Source organism: Streptomyces sp. NPDC033216, from assembly GCF_055577115.1.
In genome coordinates this window covers 361,175-377,884 of the sequence record NZ_JBVIQK010000002.1, presented here as the reverse complement: position 1 = coordinate 377,884, position 16,710 = coordinate 361,175, and the positions used below count along the sequence as shown (strand labels likewise).

13 protein-coding genes are annotated in these 16,710 nt (G+C 71.3%); 10 read left to right on the top strand and 3 right to left on the bottom strand.

The annotated features are described in order from the left end of the window. Window positions 1–42: 42 nt before the first annotated feature. Complete coding sequence (glpX, locus tag ACZ5Y0_RS05175; protein ID WP_469127242.1) at window positions 43–1,074, top strand: class II fructose-bisphosphatase; 1,032 nt, start codon at window positions 43–45, stop codon at window positions 1,072–1,074. A 102-nt stretch (window positions 1,075–1,176) separates the two neighbouring features. Here glpX and ACZ5Y0_RS05170 read toward each other — a convergent pair whose 3' ends face one another. After that, window positions 1,177–1,551: a WhiB family transcriptional regulator gene (locus tag ACZ5Y0_RS05170; protein ID WP_469127241.1), complete on the bottom strand. Its 375-nt coding sequence runs from the start codon at window positions 1,549–1,551 to the stop codon at window positions 1,177–1,179. Window positions 1,552–1,656: 105 nt separating this feature from the next. Further along, window positions 1,657–2,346 (bottom strand): DUF1707 SHOCT-like domain-containing protein, encoded by a 690-nt coding sequence (locus ACZ5Y0_RS05165; protein ID WP_469127240.1) that lies wholly within the window; start codon window positions 2,344–2,346, stop codon window positions 1,657–1,659. A gap of 168 nt (window positions 2,347–2,514) precedes the next feature. Here ACZ5Y0_RS05165 and ACZ5Y0_RS05160 point away from each other — a divergent pair, with 168 nt between their 5' ends. The 4 genes from ACZ5Y0_RS05160 (at window position 2,515) to ACZ5Y0_RS05145 (ending at window position 8,929) form a co-directional block, all read left to right on the top strand. Beyond that, window positions 2,515–4,182 carry a fumarate hydratase gene (locus ACZ5Y0_RS05160; RefSeq protein WP_469127239.1) on the top strand — a complete coding sequence of 556 codons (1,668 nt, stop codon included), beginning with the start codon at window positions 2,515–2,517 and terminating at the stop codon, window positions 4,180–4,182. A 193-nt stretch (window positions 4,183–4,375) separates the two neighbouring features. Further along, a complete protein-coding gene (locus tag ACZ5Y0_RS05155; RefSeq protein WP_469127238.1) occupies window positions 4,376–5,761 on the top strand; it encodes a class II fumarate hydratase in 1,386 nt (461 codons plus the stop codon). A gap of 73 nt (window positions 5,762–5,834) precedes the next feature. Continuing rightward, entirely contained in the window at window positions 5,835–6,527 is a 693-nt protein-coding gene (gene fomD, locus ACZ5Y0_RS05150; RefSeq protein ID WP_469127237.1) for a cytidylyl-2-hydroxypropylphosphonate hydrolase, read from the top strand. 296 nt (window positions 6,528–6,823) lie between these two features. After that, a complete protein-coding gene (locus tag ACZ5Y0_RS05145) occupies window positions 6,824–8,929 on the top strand; it encodes a SpoIIE family protein phosphatase (protein ID WP_469127236.1) in 2,106 nt (701 codons plus the stop codon). 84 nt (window positions 8,930–9,013) lie between these two features. On the opposite strand, the gene ACZ5Y0_RS05140 is transcribed toward ACZ5Y0_RS05145, so the two are convergent. Continuing rightward, window positions 9,014–11,425: a transglycosylase domain-containing protein gene (locus tag ACZ5Y0_RS05140; protein WP_469127235.1), complete on the bottom strand. Its 2,412-nt coding sequence runs from the start codon at window positions 11,423–11,425 to the stop codon at window positions 9,014–9,016. Window positions 11,426–11,719: 294 nt separating this feature from the next. Between ACZ5Y0_RS05140 and ACZ5Y0_RS05135 the strand changes: the two genes are divergently transcribed. From ACZ5Y0_RS05135 to ACZ5Y0_RS05115, 5 genes are all read left to right on the top strand, one after another. Beyond that, window positions 11,720–12,655: an SPFH domain-containing protein gene (locus tag ACZ5Y0_RS05135; RefSeq protein ID WP_469127234.1), complete on the top strand. Its 936-nt coding sequence runs from the start codon at window positions 11,720–11,722 to the stop codon at window positions 12,653–12,655. Continuing rightward, window positions 12,652–12,915 (top strand): type II toxin-antitoxin system antitoxin, encoded by a 264-nt coding sequence (locus tag ACZ5Y0_RS05130; RefSeq protein ID WP_469127233.1) that lies wholly within the window; start codon window positions 12,652–12,654, stop codon window positions 12,913–12,915. Before ACZ5Y0_RS05135 ends, ACZ5Y0_RS05130 begins: the two co-directional genes overlap by 4 nt. Window positions 12,916–13,131: 216 nt before the next feature. Further along, the gene (locus tag ACZ5Y0_RS05125; protein ID WP_469127232.1) at window positions 13,132–13,656 is read left to right on the top strand and encodes a PadR family transcriptional regulator; all 525 of its coding nucleotides are present in this window, start codon (window positions 13,132–13,134) and stop codon (window positions 13,654–13,656) included. Continuing rightward, window positions 13,653–14,342, top strand: coding sequence for an ABC transporter ATP-binding protein (locus ACZ5Y0_RS05120; protein WP_469127231.1), 690 nt, complete (start codon window positions 13,653–13,655; stop codon window positions 14,340–14,342). The genes ACZ5Y0_RS05125 and ACZ5Y0_RS05120 overlap by 4 nt, the downstream gene beginning before the upstream one ends. Continuing rightward, complete coding sequence (locus ACZ5Y0_RS05115) at window positions 14,339–16,678, top strand: ABC transporter permease (protein ID WP_469127230.1); 2,340 nt, start codon at window positions 14,339–14,341, stop codon at window positions 16,676–16,678. The genes ACZ5Y0_RS05120 and ACZ5Y0_RS05115 overlap by 4 nt, the downstream gene beginning before the upstream one ends. The last annotated feature ends 32 nt before the right edge of the window (window positions 16,679–16,710 follow it).

Below are 16,710 nucleotides of genomic sequence, written 5' to 3'. Positions count from 1 at the left end.
AACCCTCATCCGGCCGTCGTCGTATCAGAAAGGTGCGCTCCGATGACCGAGCATCATCTGCCGTCCGAACTCGATGTCCCCTCCGAGGCCCCAGACCGCAACCTCGCACTCGAACTGGTCCGGGTGACCGAAGCCGCCGCCATGGCCGCGGGCCGCTGGGTGGGGCGCGGCGACAAGAACGGCGCCGACGGTGCCGCGGTCCGCGCGATGCGGACCCTCGTCTCCACCGTCTCGATGAACGGCGTCGTCGTCATCGGCGAGGGCGAGAAGGACGAAGCCCCGATGCTGTTCAACGGCGAGCGCGTCGGTGACGGGACCGGGCCCGAGGTCGACATCGCCGTGGACCCGATCGACGGCACCACGCTGACGGCCAAGGGCATGCCGAACGCGATCGCGGTCCTCGCGGCCACCGAGCGCGGCGCCATGTTCGACCCGTCCGCCGTGTTCTACATGGACAAACTGGTCACCGGCCCGGACGCCGCCGACTTCGTCGACATCGACGCTCCGGTGTCGGTGAACATCCGCCGCGTCGCCAAGGCCAAGCGGGCCACCCCGGAGGACGTCACCGTCGTCATCCTGGACCGGCCGCGGCACGCGGGGATCATCGACGAGATCCGCCAGACCGGCGCCCGCATCAAGCTCATCTCCGACGGCGACGTCGCCGGGTCCATCCTCGCGCTGCGCGAGGGCACCGGCGTCGACCTCCTCCTCGGCATCGGCGGCACCCCGGAGGGCATCATCTCGGCCTGCGCCGTGAAGTGCCTCGGCGGCACCATCCAGGGCAAGCTGTGGCCCAAGGACGACGAGGAGCGGCAGCGGGCGATCGACGCCGGGCACGACCTCGACCGCGTGCTGACCACCGAGGACCTGGTGACCGGGGAGAACGTGTTCTTCGTCGCCACCGGGATCACGGACGGGGAGTTGCTGCGGGGGGTGCGGTACCGGTCCGAGACCGCGGTCACCGATTCGATCGTGATGCGGTCGAAGTCCGGGACGGTGCGCAGGATCGACTCCGAGCATCGGCTGAGCAAGTTGCGGGCCTACAGCGCCATCGACTTCGACCGGGCCAAGTAGCGGGCGGTACGGGCCCGCGCCCCTCAGGGTGCGGCGGCCCGTCCGCCGAAGAGGGCGCCCCCGGTGCGGTGGGGGCGCCCTCTCCGACGTGGGCGTCGGGCTCTAGCCGGCCGCCGCTATGCGGTCCGTCGGCCTGGTCGCCTGCTTCATCTCCACGTCTCGGCGGCGGCGACGGGCCAGGACCACTCGGCGTTCCGCCGCGGTCAGGCCGCCCCAGACGCCGTAGGGCTCCGGTTGCAGCAGGGCGTGTTCCCGGCACTCCACCATGACCGGGCAGCGCGCGCAGACCCGCTTGGCCGCCTCCTCGCGGGACAGCCGGGCGGCGGTGGGTTCCTTGGAGGGGGCGAAGAACAGGCCTGCCTCGTCGCGTCGGCACACCGCTTCGGTGTGCCATGGCGCGTCTTGGTCCCTGTCTCGCGATGGCACCCGCTGGGCCGGCACGGCAGCGACCTGGGACGAATGCGGCGATTGCAGCACGGTCTACTCCTGACGACGGCTTCGCGAGCGAGAGACGACGCAGCAAGGCCTACCCGCTGTGCGCGCGCCTATGCACTGCGTTCCGAACCGCCGGATCCACGAGCGTCAGCGGTCCAGGTGCTTGCGCAGACTTCTGTCCAGCTTGCGGTGGACGCGGTCGAGGATGTCCGCGACGACCTTGCCGCGCTCGGGTCGGGCCTCGACGTTGCCGAGGACGGACCAGCCGTCGACGTAGACGACCGGGGCGTCGGGGTCGGGCGAATCGAGGGTGTCCACCTCGAAGTTGCCGAGGACGCCGCCGCCGGTGCCGCGCAGCGACACGTTCTCCGGGACGCGGATCTCGACGTTGCCGAAGACCGAGAAGGCCTTGATGACGACCTGCCGGTACTCGAAGATCGCCTCGCTCAGGTCGATCTCGACGCTGCCGAAGATCGCGTACGCGTGGATGCGGCGGCCCGCGCGCCAGCGGCCCCTGCGGACGGAGGCGCTGAAGATCGCGACCAGGTTGTCGTCCGGGTCGGCCGGGATCGCGCCGGCCGCGGGACGGTTGGGGGCCGGCATGGGCGGCCGGGCATGCCGCTGGTGGGCGGCGGGCAGGTCCCGGATGAACGCGTCCAGCTCGCCGACCGTCTTCGCGGCCAGCACGCCCTCGACGCGCTCGGCGTGCTCGTCGGCGGTGAGGCGCCCCTCGGCGAGAGCCTCGCGCAGGATGTCGGCGATGCGGTCGCGGTCGGCGTCCGAGGCGCGCAACTCGCTCATCGCGACAGGCGGTTCGGTCTGCTTCTGAAGGTCCACGGCAGCAGCGTACCCAAACACGATAGATCGCGATACCCCTCCTCCGTGGCCGATCGGTGCCGAACTGAGCCTTACCTCACAAGGTCGCTGTCAGTCGCGCGTTCTACGCTGGTGGGCGCTTGCCAATGGAGGCCGGCCGCGCTGTCTGTCGAGTGAGGAATGGGCGAGATGCCTGAGTTCGCGTACACCGATCTGCTCCCCATGGGAGAGGACACCACCCCCTACCGGCTGGTGACCTCCGAGGGTGTCTCCACCTTCGAGGCCGACGGGCGGACCTTCCTCAAGGTGGAGCCGGAGGCGCTGCGCAAGCTCGCCGAGGAGGCCATCCACGACATCCAGCACTACCTGCGCCCGGCCCACCTCGCGCAGCTGCGCCGGATCATCGACGACCCCGAGGCGTCGGGCAACGACAAGTTCGTCGCCCTGGACCTGCTGAAGAACGCGAACATCGCGGCCGCCGGCGTGCTCCCGATGTGCCAGGACACCGGCACCGCCATCGTCATGGGCAAGCGCGGGCAGAACGTGCTCACGGAGGGTGCCGATGAGGCGGCCCTCTCGCGCGGCATCTACGACGCGTACCTGAACCTGAACCTGCGCTACTCGCAGATGGCTCCCCTCACCATGTGGGAGGAGAAGAACACCGGCTCCAACCTCCCGGCCCAGATCGAGCTGTACGCCACCGACGGCGGTGCCTACAAGTTCCTCTTCATGGCGAAGGGCGGCGGCAGCGCCAACAAGTCCTTCCTCTACCAGGAGACGAAGGCCGTCCTCAACGAGGCCTCCATGATGAGGTTCCTGGAGGAGAAGATCCGCTCCCTCGGTACGGCCGCCTGCCCGCCGTACCACCTGGCGATCGTCGTCGGCGGCACCTCCGCCGAGTACGCGCTGAAGACCGCCAAGTACGCCTCGGCGCACTACCTCGACGAGATCCCCGCCGAGGGCTCGCCGCTCGGGCACGGTTTCCGCGACAAGGAGCTGGAGGAGAAGGTCTTCGAGCTGACGCAGAAGATCGGCATCGGCGCCCAGTTCGGCGGCAAGTACTTCTGCCATGACGTGCGGGTCGTGCGGCTTCCGCGGCACGGTGCGTCCTGCCCCGTCGCGATCGCGGTGTCGTGCTCCGCGGACCGGCAGGCCGTCGCGAAGATCACCGCCGAGGGCGTCTTCCTGGAGCAGTTGGAGACCGACCCGGCGCGGTTCCTGCCGGACACGACGGACGAGCACCTCGAGTCCGACGGGGACGTCGTGCGCATCGACCTGAACCGGCCGATGGACGACATCCTCGCCGAGCTGACCCGGCATCCCGTGAAGACCCGGCTGTCCCTGTCCGGGCCGCTCGTCGTGGCGCGGGACATCGCGCACGCCAAGATCAAGGAGCGGTTGGACGCGGGGGAGGAGATGCCGCAGTACCTGAAGGACCACCCGGTGTACTACGCCGGGCCGGCGAAGACTCCCGAGGGGTACGCGTCGGGGTCGTTCGGGCCGACCACCGCCGGGCGGATGGACTCCTACGTCGAGCAGTTCCAGGCGGCCGGCGGGTCGAAGGTGATGCTCGCCAAGGGGAACCGGTCGCAGCAGGTCACTGACGCGTGTGCGGCGCACGGCGGGTTCTATCTCGGGTCCATCGGCGGGCCCGCGGCCCGGCTCGCTCAGGACTGCATCAAGAAGGTGGAGGTCGTGGAGTACGAGGAGTTGGGGATGGAGGCGGTGTGGCGGATCGAGGTGGAGGACTTCCCGGCGTTCGTCGTCGTCGACGACAAGGGGAACGACTTCTTCCGGGATCCGGCGCCGTCGCCGACGTTCACGTCGATTCCTGTGCGGGGGGCCGGGCAGGCGTAGTGGGCTTCCGGTCCCGCCCTCCCCTCCCGTCCCCGGGGGCTGCCGCCCCCCAGGCCACTGGGCTGGGGGCGGCCGGCGGGTCGAGAGGGGATTCCCCTCCCGCGAGCGCGGCCGAGCGTGGGGAGGGCGGGCGTCGCACCCCGGACAGCCCACCGCCCGGAACAAGCGGGGCTGCCCGCACGCTGTACCGGGTATGAGCGAATACCGCATCGAGCATGACTCCATGGGTGAGGTCCGCGTACCGGCGGATGCCAAGTGGCGGGCGCAGACGCAGCGCGCCGTGGAGAACTTCCCCGTCTCCGGACAGCGCCTCGAACGCGCGCACATCGAGGCGCTCGCCCGGATCAAGGGTGCCGCCGCGAAGGTGAACGCCGAGTTGGGCGTGCTCGACGAGGAGATCGCCGAGGCGATCCAGGAGGCGGCCGCCGAGGTGGCCGAGGGGAAGTGGGACGAACACTTCCCGGTGGACGTGTTCCAGACGGGTTCCGGGACGTCGTCCAACATGAACACCAACGAGGTCGTCGCCACACTGGCGACCGAACGGCTCGGTCGGGACGTCCATCCGAACGACCACGTGAACGCCTCGCAGTCGTCCAACGACGTCTTCCCGTCGTCGATCCACATCGCCGCCACCGCCGCCGTCACCCACGACCTGATCCCCGCCCTGGAGCACCTGGCCGGTTCCCTGGAACGCAAGGCTGAGGAGTTCTCCGACGTGGTGAAGTCGGGGCGCACCCACCTCATGGACGCCACGCCCGTGACCCTGGGTCAGGAGTTCGGCGGGTACGCCGCGCAGGTGCGGTACGGCGTCGAGCGGCTCACGGCGTCCCTGCCCCGGCTGGCAGAACTGCCGCTGGGCGGCACGGCGGTGGGAACGGGCATCAACACCCCGCCCGGCTTCTCCGCGGCCGTCATCCAGGAGGTCGCCCGGGTCACCGGGCTGCCGCTGACGGAGGCGCGCGACCACTTCGAGGCGCAGGGCGCTCGCGACGGCATCGTGGAGACCAGCGGGCAGCTCCGGACGATCGCCGTGGGACTGACGAAGATCGCCAACGACCTGCGGTGGATGGCGTCCGGGCCGAGGACCGGGCTGGCGGAGATCTCGCTGCCCGACCTCCAGCCCGGGTCCTCGATCATGCCGGGCAAGGTCAACCCGGTGATCCCGGAGGCGGTGCTGATGGTCGCCGCGCAGGTCGTCGGGAACGACGCCACCGTGGCCACGGCGGGCGCGGCCGGCAACTTCGAGCTGAACGTGATGCTGCCGGTCATCGCCAAGAACGTGCTGGAGTCGATCCGGCTGCTCGCCAACGTGTCGCGGCTGCTCGCCGACCGGACCGTGGACGGGATCGTCGCCCACCGTGAACGGGCCCGCGAGTACGCCGAGTCGTCGCCGTCCGTCGTCACCCCACTGAACAAGTACATCGGGTACGAGGAGGCCGCGAAGGTCGCCAAGAAGGCACTGGCGGAGCGCCGGACGATCCGCGAGACGGTACTCGACGGCGGCTACGTGGAGCGCGGTGACCTCACGCTCGAGCAGCTCGACGAGGCGCTCGACGTCCTGCGGATGACACGTCCGTGACCTTTCCCGCCCGGCACGAGAACCATCAGGCGCACCCGCAGCGTCGTATGCCCATGGCACCTAATATCTGTGCATGGCAGACGGCGGAGCGGTGAGGCGCGTGGGAACGGGCGGGGCGACGGGCTTGTGGCGGCCCGGGGACCAGATCCTGTGGCGGTATCGGGAGAACGGTGGCGCGGGTGTCCACATCGCGCGCCCCGTCACCGTCGTCCGGGACGACGGGGAGCTGCTCGCCGTGTGGCTCGCGCCCGGCACCCAGTGCGTCAGGCCCGTGCTCGCCGACGGCACTCCCCCGCACCAGGAGCCCCTGCGCACGCGCTACACCAAACCGCGCACGACGGTGCCGGGCCGCTGGTTCGGCACCGGTGTGCTGAAGCTGGCCCGGCCCGGCGAGCCCTGGTCGGTGTGGTTGTTCTGGGAGCCGGGCTGGCAGTTCAAGAACTGGTATGTCAACTTCGAGGAACCCCTCGCGCGTTGGGACGGCGGCGTGGACTCCGAGGACCACTTCCTGGACCTGTGCGTCTATCCCGACCGCTCCTGGGGCTGGCGCGACGAGGACGAGTTCGCGCAGGCTCAGCACGACGGACTGATGGACGTGGCCGTGGCCGAGCGGGTCCGGGAGGCCGGCCGGGCGGCGGTGGAGGTGATCCGTGCCTGGGGTGCGCCCTTCGCCGACGGCTGGGAGAACTGGCGCCCGGACCCGTCCTGGCCGGTACCGTCGCTGCCGCAGGACTGGGACCGAACGCCCGCGCGCCTGTCCACATGAGACCCTTGATGTGCCCCCGGGCGGCAAACGTAGGATCGTCCTCCGCAAGGGCGCTTCAACCGCAACTCCCGGAGCGAGCGCCGGGTCTGACCTAACGTCACCGAGGGGCGGCAGGACGTGAGCGAGGGGTACGAGGGCAGTGCCGGCAGGGGCCGCGGTGGCTCCACCGGTTGCACAGGAACAGCCTCTGACCACGCGGGAATTCCGTTCCAGGGACATGTATTCCGGGTATCGGGTTCTCTGCGGGACCGACTGCACGCGCGGCGCGCAGCCCCGGACGGACGGATTCGACAGGCGTGACGGAGCAGCCCACCTCGTACGAACGCCCCCAGGGCGTGGACCCCACGGACGCCCGCGGGGCGCTCCTTCGCGCCCAGGGACCCGCGTCGGGCGCCGCCTTACCGTCCACCGCCCCCCAGGCCCGTACCGACGCCACGCCGGGCAGCACCACCGCGCCGGGCGGTCCGGCGCCCTGCCCCCAGGGGAAGGATCCGGCCGTTTCCGACACCGAGCACTCACAGCCCGCGGCCGCTGAGCCGGACGCCCACCGGCCGCGCCCCGCACCCGAGGTCATACCGCTCCAGCCAGGCGCGGAGACCCGCGCCGAGCGCCCCCCGGACGGCCGGGACCGGCGCACCGGGCAGGCACCCACGGCCGGCCGGCAGCCCACGCCGATGCGGCGGGACGGCGACCGGCTGCGCTTCGTGGGCGCGGCGACCCGGCGGATCGCCCGCGGCCTCGACCTGGACGAGATCGTGATGGGGCTGTGCCGGGCCACCGTGCCGACCTTCTCCGACGCGATCCTGGTCTATCTGCGCGACCCGCTGCCCGTCGGTGACGAGCGGCCGGTCGCCGACCGCGTCGTGCTGCGGCTGCGGCGCACCGACCGGATCCCCGAGGAGCGCCGGCCCGAGCCCGGGTTCGCGCAGCTCGGCATGCCGCCCCTCGAGACGCCGGAGCTGTCCGAACTCTCTGCGGCGATCGCGGAACTGTGCGAGGTCCGGCCGGGCGGGGCGCTCGCGGAGGTGCTGCGCGGGGTGCGTCCGGTGTTCGCCGACACCCCGGCCGCGACCGCCGCGCTGCCCGAACTCCTCGGGGCGGAGAACCGGTTGGACATTCCGGGCGGTCAGCGCGCGATCCTCGCGCCGCTGCGCGGCCGGCGCCGGGTGATCGGCGCCGCGGTCTTCATCCGCCGCCCCGAACGCATCCCGTTCGAGACGGACGACCTGCTGGTGGCCGCGCAGCTCGCCACGCACAGCGCCCTGGGCATCGACAAGGCGGTGCTGTACGACCGCGAGGCGTACATCGCCGACGAGCTCCAGCGCACGATGCTGCCGGAGACCCTGCCGCGCCCGACGGGTGTGCGGCTGGCCTCGCGCTATCTGCCCGCCGCGGAGACCGCGCGGGTCGGCGGCGACTGGTACGACGCGATCCCGCTGCCGGGCAGCCGCGTGGCGCTGGTGGTCGGTGACGTCATGGGGCACTCCATGACCAGCGCCGCCATCATGGGCCAGCTCCGCACGACGGCCCAGACGCTGGCCGGGCTGGACCTGCCTCCCCAGGAGGTCCTGCACCACCTCGACGAGCAGGCCCAGCGCCTCGGCACCGACCGCATGGCGACCTGCCTCTACGCCGTCTACGACCCGGTGTCGCACCGCATCACCATCGCCAACGCGGGCCATCCCCCGCCCATCCTGCTGCACCTGGGCGGCCGGGCCGAGGTGCTGCGGGTGCCGCCCGGCGCCCCGATCGGGGTGGGCGGCGTCGACTTCGAGGCCGTCGAGCTGGACGCGCCCGCCGGTGCCACGCTGCTTCTGTACACGGACGGCCTGGTGGAGTCCCGGCTGCGGGACGTGGCGACCGGCATAGAGCAGTTGCGCGAGAAGCTCGCCGCGACCGCGCAGCTGACCGGTCCCGACCATCCGCCGCCCCTGGAGGCCCTGTGCGACGAGGTGCTCGACATGCTCGGCCCGGGGGACCGGGACGACGACATCGCGCTGCTCGCCGCCCGCTTCGACGGGATCGCTCCCAGTGACGTCGCGTACTGGTTCCTGGAGCCGGAGGACGCGGCTCCGGGGCGCGCCCGGCGGCTGGCCCGGCGGGCGCTGGCCCGCTGGGGCATGGAGGAGATGACGGACTCCGTCGAGCTGCTGGTGAGCGAGGTGGTCACCAACGCGGTCCGGTACGCCACCCGGCCCGTGACGCTGCGGCTGCTGCGCACCGACGTGCTGCGCTGCGAGGTCGGCGACGACGTGCCGCAGCTGCCGCGGCTGCGGCAGGCCCGCGCCACGGACGAGGGCGGCCGCGGGCTGTACCTGGTGAACCGGCTGGCCCGCCGGTGGGGGGCGACCCGGCTGAGCACCGGGAAGGTGGTCTGGTTCGAGCTGAACCGGGGCTCTTAGACCGCCTCGGCGGCAGGACGACGGAGGAGGGGGCGCCCGGCATGATGCCGGGCGCCCCCTCGTCCGTCGTCTCCGCCCTCGCCCCTACTGGCCGAACTGCGGATCCAGCGGGTTCTCGGGCTGTTCCGTCGTCGGCTCCCCCGTGGTGGGTTCCTCCGACGGTTCCTCCGTCGTGGGCGACTCGGACGGTTCCTCCGTAGTGGGCTGCTGCGACGGAGTCTGCGTCTTCGGCGGCTTGGTCGACGGGGTCGCCGTGGTCGGCTCGTGCGACGGCTCCTTGGACGGCGACTGGGAGGGCGTCGGCGTGATGGTCGGCTGGACCGCCGCGCCCTGGTCGGTCTCCAGGTCGAACTTGCTGACCTTGCTGGAGACGCCGAAGGTGTACGTCGCCCAGATCTGCGCCGGGTAGCCACCGCCGTTGATCCGGCCCTTGCCGGGGATCAGGCCGGTCGCGCCGGTCAGGGTGACCTGGGGGTGCGGCGGCTCGGCGGACTCGCCGAAGAGGCCGACCGAGGTGACCAGGTCGGGCGTGTAGGCGGTGAACCAGGCCGACTTGTTGTCGTCGGAGGTGCCCGTCTTGCCCGCCACCTTCTGGCCGTTGCGCTTCGGGTTCTCCAGTACGGACTTGCGCGCCGTACCGTCGTCGACCACGCCGGTGAGCACCGAGGTGACCGAGTCGGCGGCCTTGCGGGTGATGACCTGGTCGCCGATGGGGTCGGCCGGCTGCACCGCGTGGACGCTGTTCTCCGCCGACTTGATGAGCGTCGGCGTGACCTTCTTGCCGTGGTTGTCCAGGGTGGCGTAGACGCCGGCCATCTGGAGTGGGCTCGCGCCCATGGTGCCGAGGGTCTGCGCGGGTACGGCCTTCAGGTCCGCGGTGTCCATGCCGAGGTCGTTCGCGGTCTTGAGGACCCTGTCCATGCCGACGTCGACGCCGAGCTGGGCGAAGACGGAGTTGATGGACGCGTTCATCGCGGTCTGGACGGTGACGTCGCCGTAGTCGACGTCGTCCTCGTTCTGCGGGGCGAACCCGATGTCGCTGCCGACGACCGGGCGCCTGCTGGTGCCGTCGTAGACGGTGTTCGCGCTGATCTTCTCGCCGTCCTGCGTCACCGCTCCCTGGTCCAGGGCCGCGGCCAGGATCACCGGCTTGAAGGTGGAGGCCGGCTGGTAGTCGGTGCGGGTGGCGTTGTTGGTGTAGTGCTCGACGTAGTTCACGCCGCCGTACATCGCCACGACCGCGCCCGTCTTCGGGTTCACCGACACGGCACCGGCCTGGACGTCACCGTCGACGGAGCGCTTCTTCTTGTCCAGCTTGCTGGTCAGCTGGTCCTTGACCGACGTCTCCAGCGCCTTCTGCTTCTTCTTCTCGATGTTGAGCGTGATGTTCCAGCCGCCGGCGCTGACGATCGCCTCGGCTTCCTGGCTGTCGTCGGCGACGCCCTGGGTGACGAGCTGCTTCTCCAGCTCGCTGTTGGCCGCCTTCACCAGGTAGCCGACCTGGCCCTCCTGACCGGGGGTGGCCTTGGGCTCCTCGGGGATCGGGAACTTCATGGCCTCGCGCTCGGTCTTGCCCAGCCAGTCCTTCTCGACCATGTTGTCGAGGACGTAGTTCCAGCGCTGCTGGACCAGCTTCTTGCCGGTTTCGGAGGCGGCGGCCCAGTCGTACTGGCTGGGGGCCTGGAGCAGCGCGGCGAGGTAGGCCCCCTGGGGGACGCTGAGCTTGTCGGCGTCGACGCGGTAGTAGGCCTGGGCCGCGGCCTGGATGCCGTAGGCGCCGCGGCCGTAGTAACTGGAGTTGATGTAGCCGGCCAGGATGTAGTCCTTGGACTTCTCCCGGTCCAGCTTCAGGGAGATGACCAGTTCCTTCAGCTTGCGGGTGACCGTCTGTTCCTGGGTCAGGTAGTAGTTCTTGACGTACTGCTGCGTGATCGTCGAACCACCCTGGGCGCCCTTGCCCATGACCGTGTTGAGCACACCGCGCGTAGTGCCCTTGAGGTCGACACCGGCGTCCTCGTAGAAGGTCTTGTTCTCGGCGGCGACGAAGGTGTGCTGGACGGGCTTGGGGACGTCGGCGAGGTCGACGTTCTCCCGGTTGAGCTTGCCGTCGCGAGCCAGCAGGGTGCCGTCGCTGTACTTGTAGACGTTGCTCTGGAGCTTCGCGTCGGCGTTCGCCGTGTCGGGGATCGGCGTCGTCACGTACAGGACGATGAAGGCGCCGATGACGAGCACCGTGAAGCCGAGGAAGGTGCCGAGCACCTTCTTCCAGGTGAACAGGCGGCGTATCCGGCCCTTGCCGCCCGCCGCTGCCTTGCCGCCCTTCCGCGCGCCGCGGCGGGACGCCGCGCGCCCGCCCACCGCGGCGGGCGTCGCGCCCTCCGCCGACGACAGCGACGCGGCGCGCGACTCGGGAGCCGTCGTCTGCGACGAGCGGTTCCCGGGCGCCGCGCGACGGCCACCACGCTGTCGCGCTCGTCTCTCATCCGCTCGTCCCATGAGTCCGTTCGCTCCGCTTCCTAGTCGGCAGTCACACCAGTGCCCGGAGGCAGGTCAGCTCAGAAAGCTAACACCGCTCTCTGTGACAAAGGGGTCTCGATCCGGCCCCGCGAGGGCGTGAGAATCAGCACCCCTCGCGGGGGAACCGGCACATCCCTCCCACCAGACCGACGTACGAGAGGGGCCGAGGGTTGCCATCGCGCGATAAAGTGATATCACTTAGCTAGATCGCAGCTGACCCGCGGGCGACCGCCGTCCCATCGGCTCACTCGCTCGCGAGAAACGGGGGAACCCATGTCCACGCACGACCCGTCGACCACCGTCGACGCGCCCGAGATGCCCGCCCCGCGGGTGAACGAGTTCCCGGCCCGCAGCGTCGGCGGCGGCCTCGCCCTGCTGTCCGGCCTCGTCGGCCTGCTGGTCGGCGCCGGGATGATCGTCGCCGCCACGGCCGTGACCGCGGTCGGCGGCAAGGCCGCGCTGATCACCGGCGGCGTTCTGGTCGCGCTCGCCGCCTTCCTCGCCATGTGCGGGCTGAACACGGTGGCACCGGGCGAGGCCCGCGTGGTGCAGCTGTTCGGGCGCTACCGGGGGACCATCCGCGAGGACGGACTGCGCTGGGTGAACCCCTTCACGTCCCGCGAGAAGATCTCCACCCGCGTCCGCAACCACGAGACCGCCGTCCTCAAGGTCAACGACGCCTACGGCAACCCCATCGAGCTGGCCGCGGTCGTCGTGTGGAAGGTGCAGGACACCGCGCAGGCCTCCTTCGAGGTGGACGACTTCGTGGAGTTCGTCTCCACCCAGACCGAGGCCGCCGTCCGGCACATAGCCATCGAGTACCCCTACGACGCCCACGACGAGGACGGGCTCTCGCTGCGCGGCAACGCCGAGGAGATCACCGAGAAGCTCGCCGCCGAGCTGCACGCGCGCGTGGCGGCCGCCGGGGTGCGGATCGTCGAGTCCCGCTTCACGCATCTCGCCTACGCTCCGGAGATCGCCTCCGCGATGCTCCAGCGACAGCAGGCGGGCGCGGTGGTCGCGGCGCGGCGCGAGATCGTGGACGGCGCGGTCGGCATGGTCGAGGCGGCGCTGAGCCGGATCGCCGAGCAGGGCATCGTGGAACTGGACGAGGAACGGAAGGCGGCGATGGTGTCCAACCTGATGGTCGTGCTGTGCGGGGACCGGGCTCCGCAGCCGGTACTGAACACGGGGACGCTCTACCAGTGACCTCCCCCGAAGAGGGGGCGGCCCCTCGGCGTCGGCCGCAGCAGCGCAAGCAGGTGCTGCTGCGGCTCGATCCGCTGGTGTACGACGCGCTGGCCCGGTGGGCTTCCGATGAGCTGCGGTCGGCGAACGCGCAGATCGAGTTCCTGCTGCGGAGCGCTCTGCGGGATGCGGGGAGGCTGCCCGGCGGGGCCGGGCCGATACCCCGGCGCGGGCGGCCCCCCGGCCCCGAGGGCCCCGCCCCCGGACCCCCCTCGGCCTGAACGGCCTCGATCCGGGCGCCGGACGGGCCGGCACGGGCGACCGGGCTCCGACCACCCTCCTTGACGCCGGCGGACCGGATTCAGCCCGGCCGACAGCGACCGCCCCCGTTGCAGACCTGTGACAATCGGCCCTCACCTGCACCGCCCCACGCCACGCCACCACCTCCGCACTCCACGTATACACACCGCGTATACACCGTGTGTACAGTGCTCCCCATGTCCATCGGTCACACACTCCTCGGACTCCTGGAGTCCGGGCCCCGCCACGGTTACGACCTCAAGCGGGCCTTCGACGAGAAGTTCGGTCACGACCGGCCGCTGCACTACGGCCAGGTCTATTCGACGATGTCCAGGCTGTTGCGCAACGGTCTGGTCGAGGTCGACGGCATCGAGGCCGGCGGCGGCCCGGAGCGCAAGCGGTACGCCATCACCGACGCCGGGATCACCGACGTCGCCCAGTGGCTCGCCACGCCCGAGAAGCCCGAGCCGTACCTCCAGTCGACGCTCTACACCAAGGTCGTCCTCGCGCTGCTCACCCACCGCGACGCGGCCGACATCCTGGACACGCAGCGCTCGGAGCACCTGCGCAGCATGCGCATCCTGACGGACCGCAAGCGCGGGGGCGACCTCGCCGACCAGCTGATCTGCGACCACGCCCTGTTCCACCTGGAGGCCGATCTGCGCTGGCTGGAACTGACCGCGGCGCGTCTCGACCGGCTGCGAGAGGCGGTGACCGCATGAGCGCCCCCGCCGGTTCGCTGCTCGCCGCGGCGGAACTCCGCAAGGCCTACGGTCCGACCCTCGCGCTGGACGGCGCCGAGTTCTCCATCCATCCCGGCGAGGTCGTCGCCGTGATGGGCCCCTCCGGGTCCGGCAAGTCCACCCTCCTGCACTGCCTCGCCGGAATCGTGCCGCCCGACTCCGGCTCGATCATGTACGACGGGCAGGAACTGGCGACGATGAGCGATGCCCGGCGCAGTGCGCTGCGGCGCTCGGAGTTCGGGTTCGTGTTCCAGTTCGGGCAGCTCGTGCCGGAACTGACCTGCGTCGAGAACGTGGCGCTGCCGCTGCGGCTGAACGGCGCCCCGCGCAGGCAGGCGGAGCGGACCGCCCTGGCGTGGATGGAGCGGCTGGAGGTCGACGATCTGCGCGGGAAGCGGCCCGGTGAGGTGTCCGGCGGACAGGGACAGCGGGTGGCCGTGGCACGGTCGCTGGTGACCGGCCCGCGGGTGATCTTCGCCGACGAGCCGACCGGAGCGCTGGACTCGCTCAACGGCGAGCGCGTGATGGAACTGCTCACGGAGGCGGCCCGATCCGCCAACGCCGCCGTGGTGCTGGTCACGCACGAGGCGCGGGTGGCGGCGTACTCCGACCGCGAGATCGTCGTACGGGACGGGAAGTCGCGGGACATGGAGCGGGTCGTATGAGCCTGCGTCAGTGGGGCCGTGATCTGGCCCTGGGGGTCCGGTTCGCCTTCGCGGGCGGGCGGGAGGGCTGGGTCCGGGCGGTGCTGACGGCCGTCGGGGTGGGGTTCGGCGTGGCGCTGCTGCTGCTGTCGACCGCGCTGCCGAACGCGCTGGCCGCGCGGCACGACCGTGAGCAGGCGCGCATGGACTACACGTACGCCCCGACCGCGCCGCCCAAGGCGGACGACACCCTGCTGATCTCCGACGTCGACACCACGTTCCGCGACACGAACGTGCGCGGGCGACTGGTGGAGCCGGAGGGGCCGCGGGCACCGCTGCCGCCCGGCGTGAGCCGGTTCCCGGGCAAGGGCGAGATGGTCGTCTCCCCCGCCCTGGAGAAGCTCCTCGCCGCGGACGGTTCGGCGCTGCTGCGTGAGCGGCTGCCGTACCGGGTCGTCGGGAGCATCGGGGAGAGCGGCCTGGTCGGCTCGCAGGAACTCGCCTACTACGCGGGCGGCTCGGGGCTCGCCTCGCGCATCGACGGCTCACGGACGGCCCGGCTGACGGAGTTCGGCGACCCGGACCCGACCGCCGAGGAACCCGACCCGGTACTGGTCCTGCTCAACATCGTGGTGATCGTCGCGCTGCTGATGCCGGTCGCGGTGTTCATCGCGGCGGCCGTGCGGTTCGGCGGCGAGCGGCGCGACCGCCGGCTCGCGGCCCTGCGGCTGGTGGGCTCCGACAGCCGGATGACCCGGCGCATCGCGGCGGGCGAGGCCCTGGCCGGCGCGCTGCTCGGCCTTGCCCTGGGCGCGGTGTTCTTCCTGGTAGGACGTCAGGTGGCGGGATCGGTCGAGGTGATGGGAGTGAGCGTGTGGCCCAGCTATCTCGATCCCTCCCCCGCGCTGGCCGCGCTGGTCGCGGTGGCGGTGCCGAGCGCCGCCGTCCTGGTCACCCTTTTCGCACTGCGCGGTGTGGTGATCGAGCCGCTCGGCGTGGTGCGTACGGCGAGACCCGCGCGGCGCCGGCTGTGGTGGCGGCTGCTGCTGCCGGTGGCCGGGCTGGCGATGCTCTACCCGATGGTCGGACAGGGCCGCGACCACGGTGACTTCAACCAGTACCTGGTGGTCGGCGGTGTCCTCTTGTTGCTCGTCGGGGTCACCGCACTGCTGCCGTGGCTGGTGGAGACGGTCGTCGGCCGCCTCGGCGCCGGTGGCGTCGCCTGGCAACTGGCCGTGCGGCGGCTCCAGTTGAGCAGCGGTACAGCGGCCCGGATGGTCAACGGCGTCGCGGTGGCCGTGGCCGCGGCGATCGCGTTGCAGATGCTGTTCGCCGGGGTCGACGGCCAGTACACCGAGGACACCGGCAGGGATCTGCGCCGGGCGCAGATGCAGGTGAGCCTCCCGGACGGCGTCCCGATGGCCCCGACCGTCCAGAAGTTCACGGACACCAAGGGCGTACGGAAGGTGACGGCCCTGTGGGAGGGCTACCTCGGTGACGCCTCGTGGAAGAGCGAGAACGGCGCGGAACTGGGCGCCGCGCTGACCGTCGGCGACTGCGCGGCCCTGCGCGAGGTGGCGAAGCTGACGTCCTGCGCGAACGGCGACCTGTTCGTCCTCGACGGCGCCGAGTACTCCAGCGACGCGCCCAAGCTGAACCGGCCGGGGAAGAAGCTGTACCTGGATGCCTACGGCCGCGACGACCGCGCGGAGGTCACCTGGACCGTCCCGCCGGGGGTCGGCACGGCCCGCTCGATCGTGGACCCGACCGGCAATCGGCGCGGCGGCTTTTTGATGACTCCGGGCGCGATGCCGGACAACGTCGCGCGGGCCGTCAGGGGCGAGCTGTACCTGTCGGTCGACGATTCGGTGCCGGACGCCTCCGAGTACGTCCGCAACACCGCCGCCGCCGTGGACCCGGTGGCCGATCCGATCAGCTGGTCGGCCACCAAGATTTCCGCGCGGTACGACTCGCTGCGCACCGGGCTGCTGGTGGGCGCCGTCTGCGTGCTCGTGCTGATCGGGGCGAGCCTGCTGGTGTCGCAGTTGGAGCAGTTGCGCGAGCGCCGCAAGCTGCTGTCCGCGCTGGTCGCCTTCGGCACCCGCCGCCGCACGCTGAGCCTGTCGGTGCTGTGGCAGACGGCGATCCCCATCGGGCTCGGCCTGCTGCTGGCGTCGGTGGTGGGCATCACGCTGGGCTGGGTGCTGCTGCGGATGACGGACACGCCGGTGGGCGTGGACTGGTCGGGCGTGCTGGCGATGACCGCCGCCGGCGGAGCGGTCGTCCTGATGGTGACGCTGCTGAGCCTGCCGCCGCTGCTGCGGCTGATGCGGCCGGACGGCCTGCGCACGGAGTGAGGCGCGCAGGGCGAGCGCACCGAGCGAACGGG

What these genes read in the sequence shown, in the direction of transcription:
- glpX (WP_469127242.1), top strand. Translation starts at nt 43, where the DNA reads ATGACCGAGCATCATCTGCCGTCCGAACTCGATGTCCCCTCCGAGGCC.
- ACZ5Y0_RS05160 (WP_469127239.1), top strand. Translation starts at nt 2,515, where the DNA reads ATGCCTGAGTTCGCGTACACCGATCTGCTCCCCATGGGAGAGGACACC.
- ACZ5Y0_RS05155 (WP_469127238.1), top strand. Translation starts at nt 4,376, where the DNA reads ATGAGCGAATACCGCATCGAGCATGACTCCATGGGTGAGGTCCGCGTA.
- fomD (WP_469127237.1), top strand. Translation starts at nt 5,835, where the DNA reads ATGGCAGACGGCGGAGCGGTGAGGCGCGTGGGAACGGGCGGGGCGACG.
- ACZ5Y0_RS05140 (WP_469127235.1), bottom strand. Translation starts at nt 11,425, where the DNA reads ATGGGACGAGCGGATGAGAGACGAGCGCGACAGCGTGGTGGCCGTCGC.
- ACZ5Y0_RS05135 (WP_469127234.1), top strand. Translation starts at nt 11,720, where the DNA reads ATGTCCACGCACGACCCGTCGACCACCGTCGACGCGCCCGAGATGCCC.
- ACZ5Y0_RS05125 (WP_469127232.1), top strand. Translation starts at nt 13,132, where the DNA reads ATGTCCATCGGTCACACACTCCTCGGACTCCTGGAGTCCGGGCCCCGC.
- ACZ5Y0_RS05120 (WP_469127231.1), top strand. Translation starts at nt 13,653, where the DNA reads ATGAGCGCCCCCGCCGGTTCGCTGCTCGCCGCGGCGGAACTCCGCAAG.
- ACZ5Y0_RS05115 (WP_469127230.1), top strand. Translation starts at nt 14,339, where the DNA reads ATGAGCCTGCGTCAGTGGGGCCGTGATCTGGCCCTGGGGGTCCGGTTC.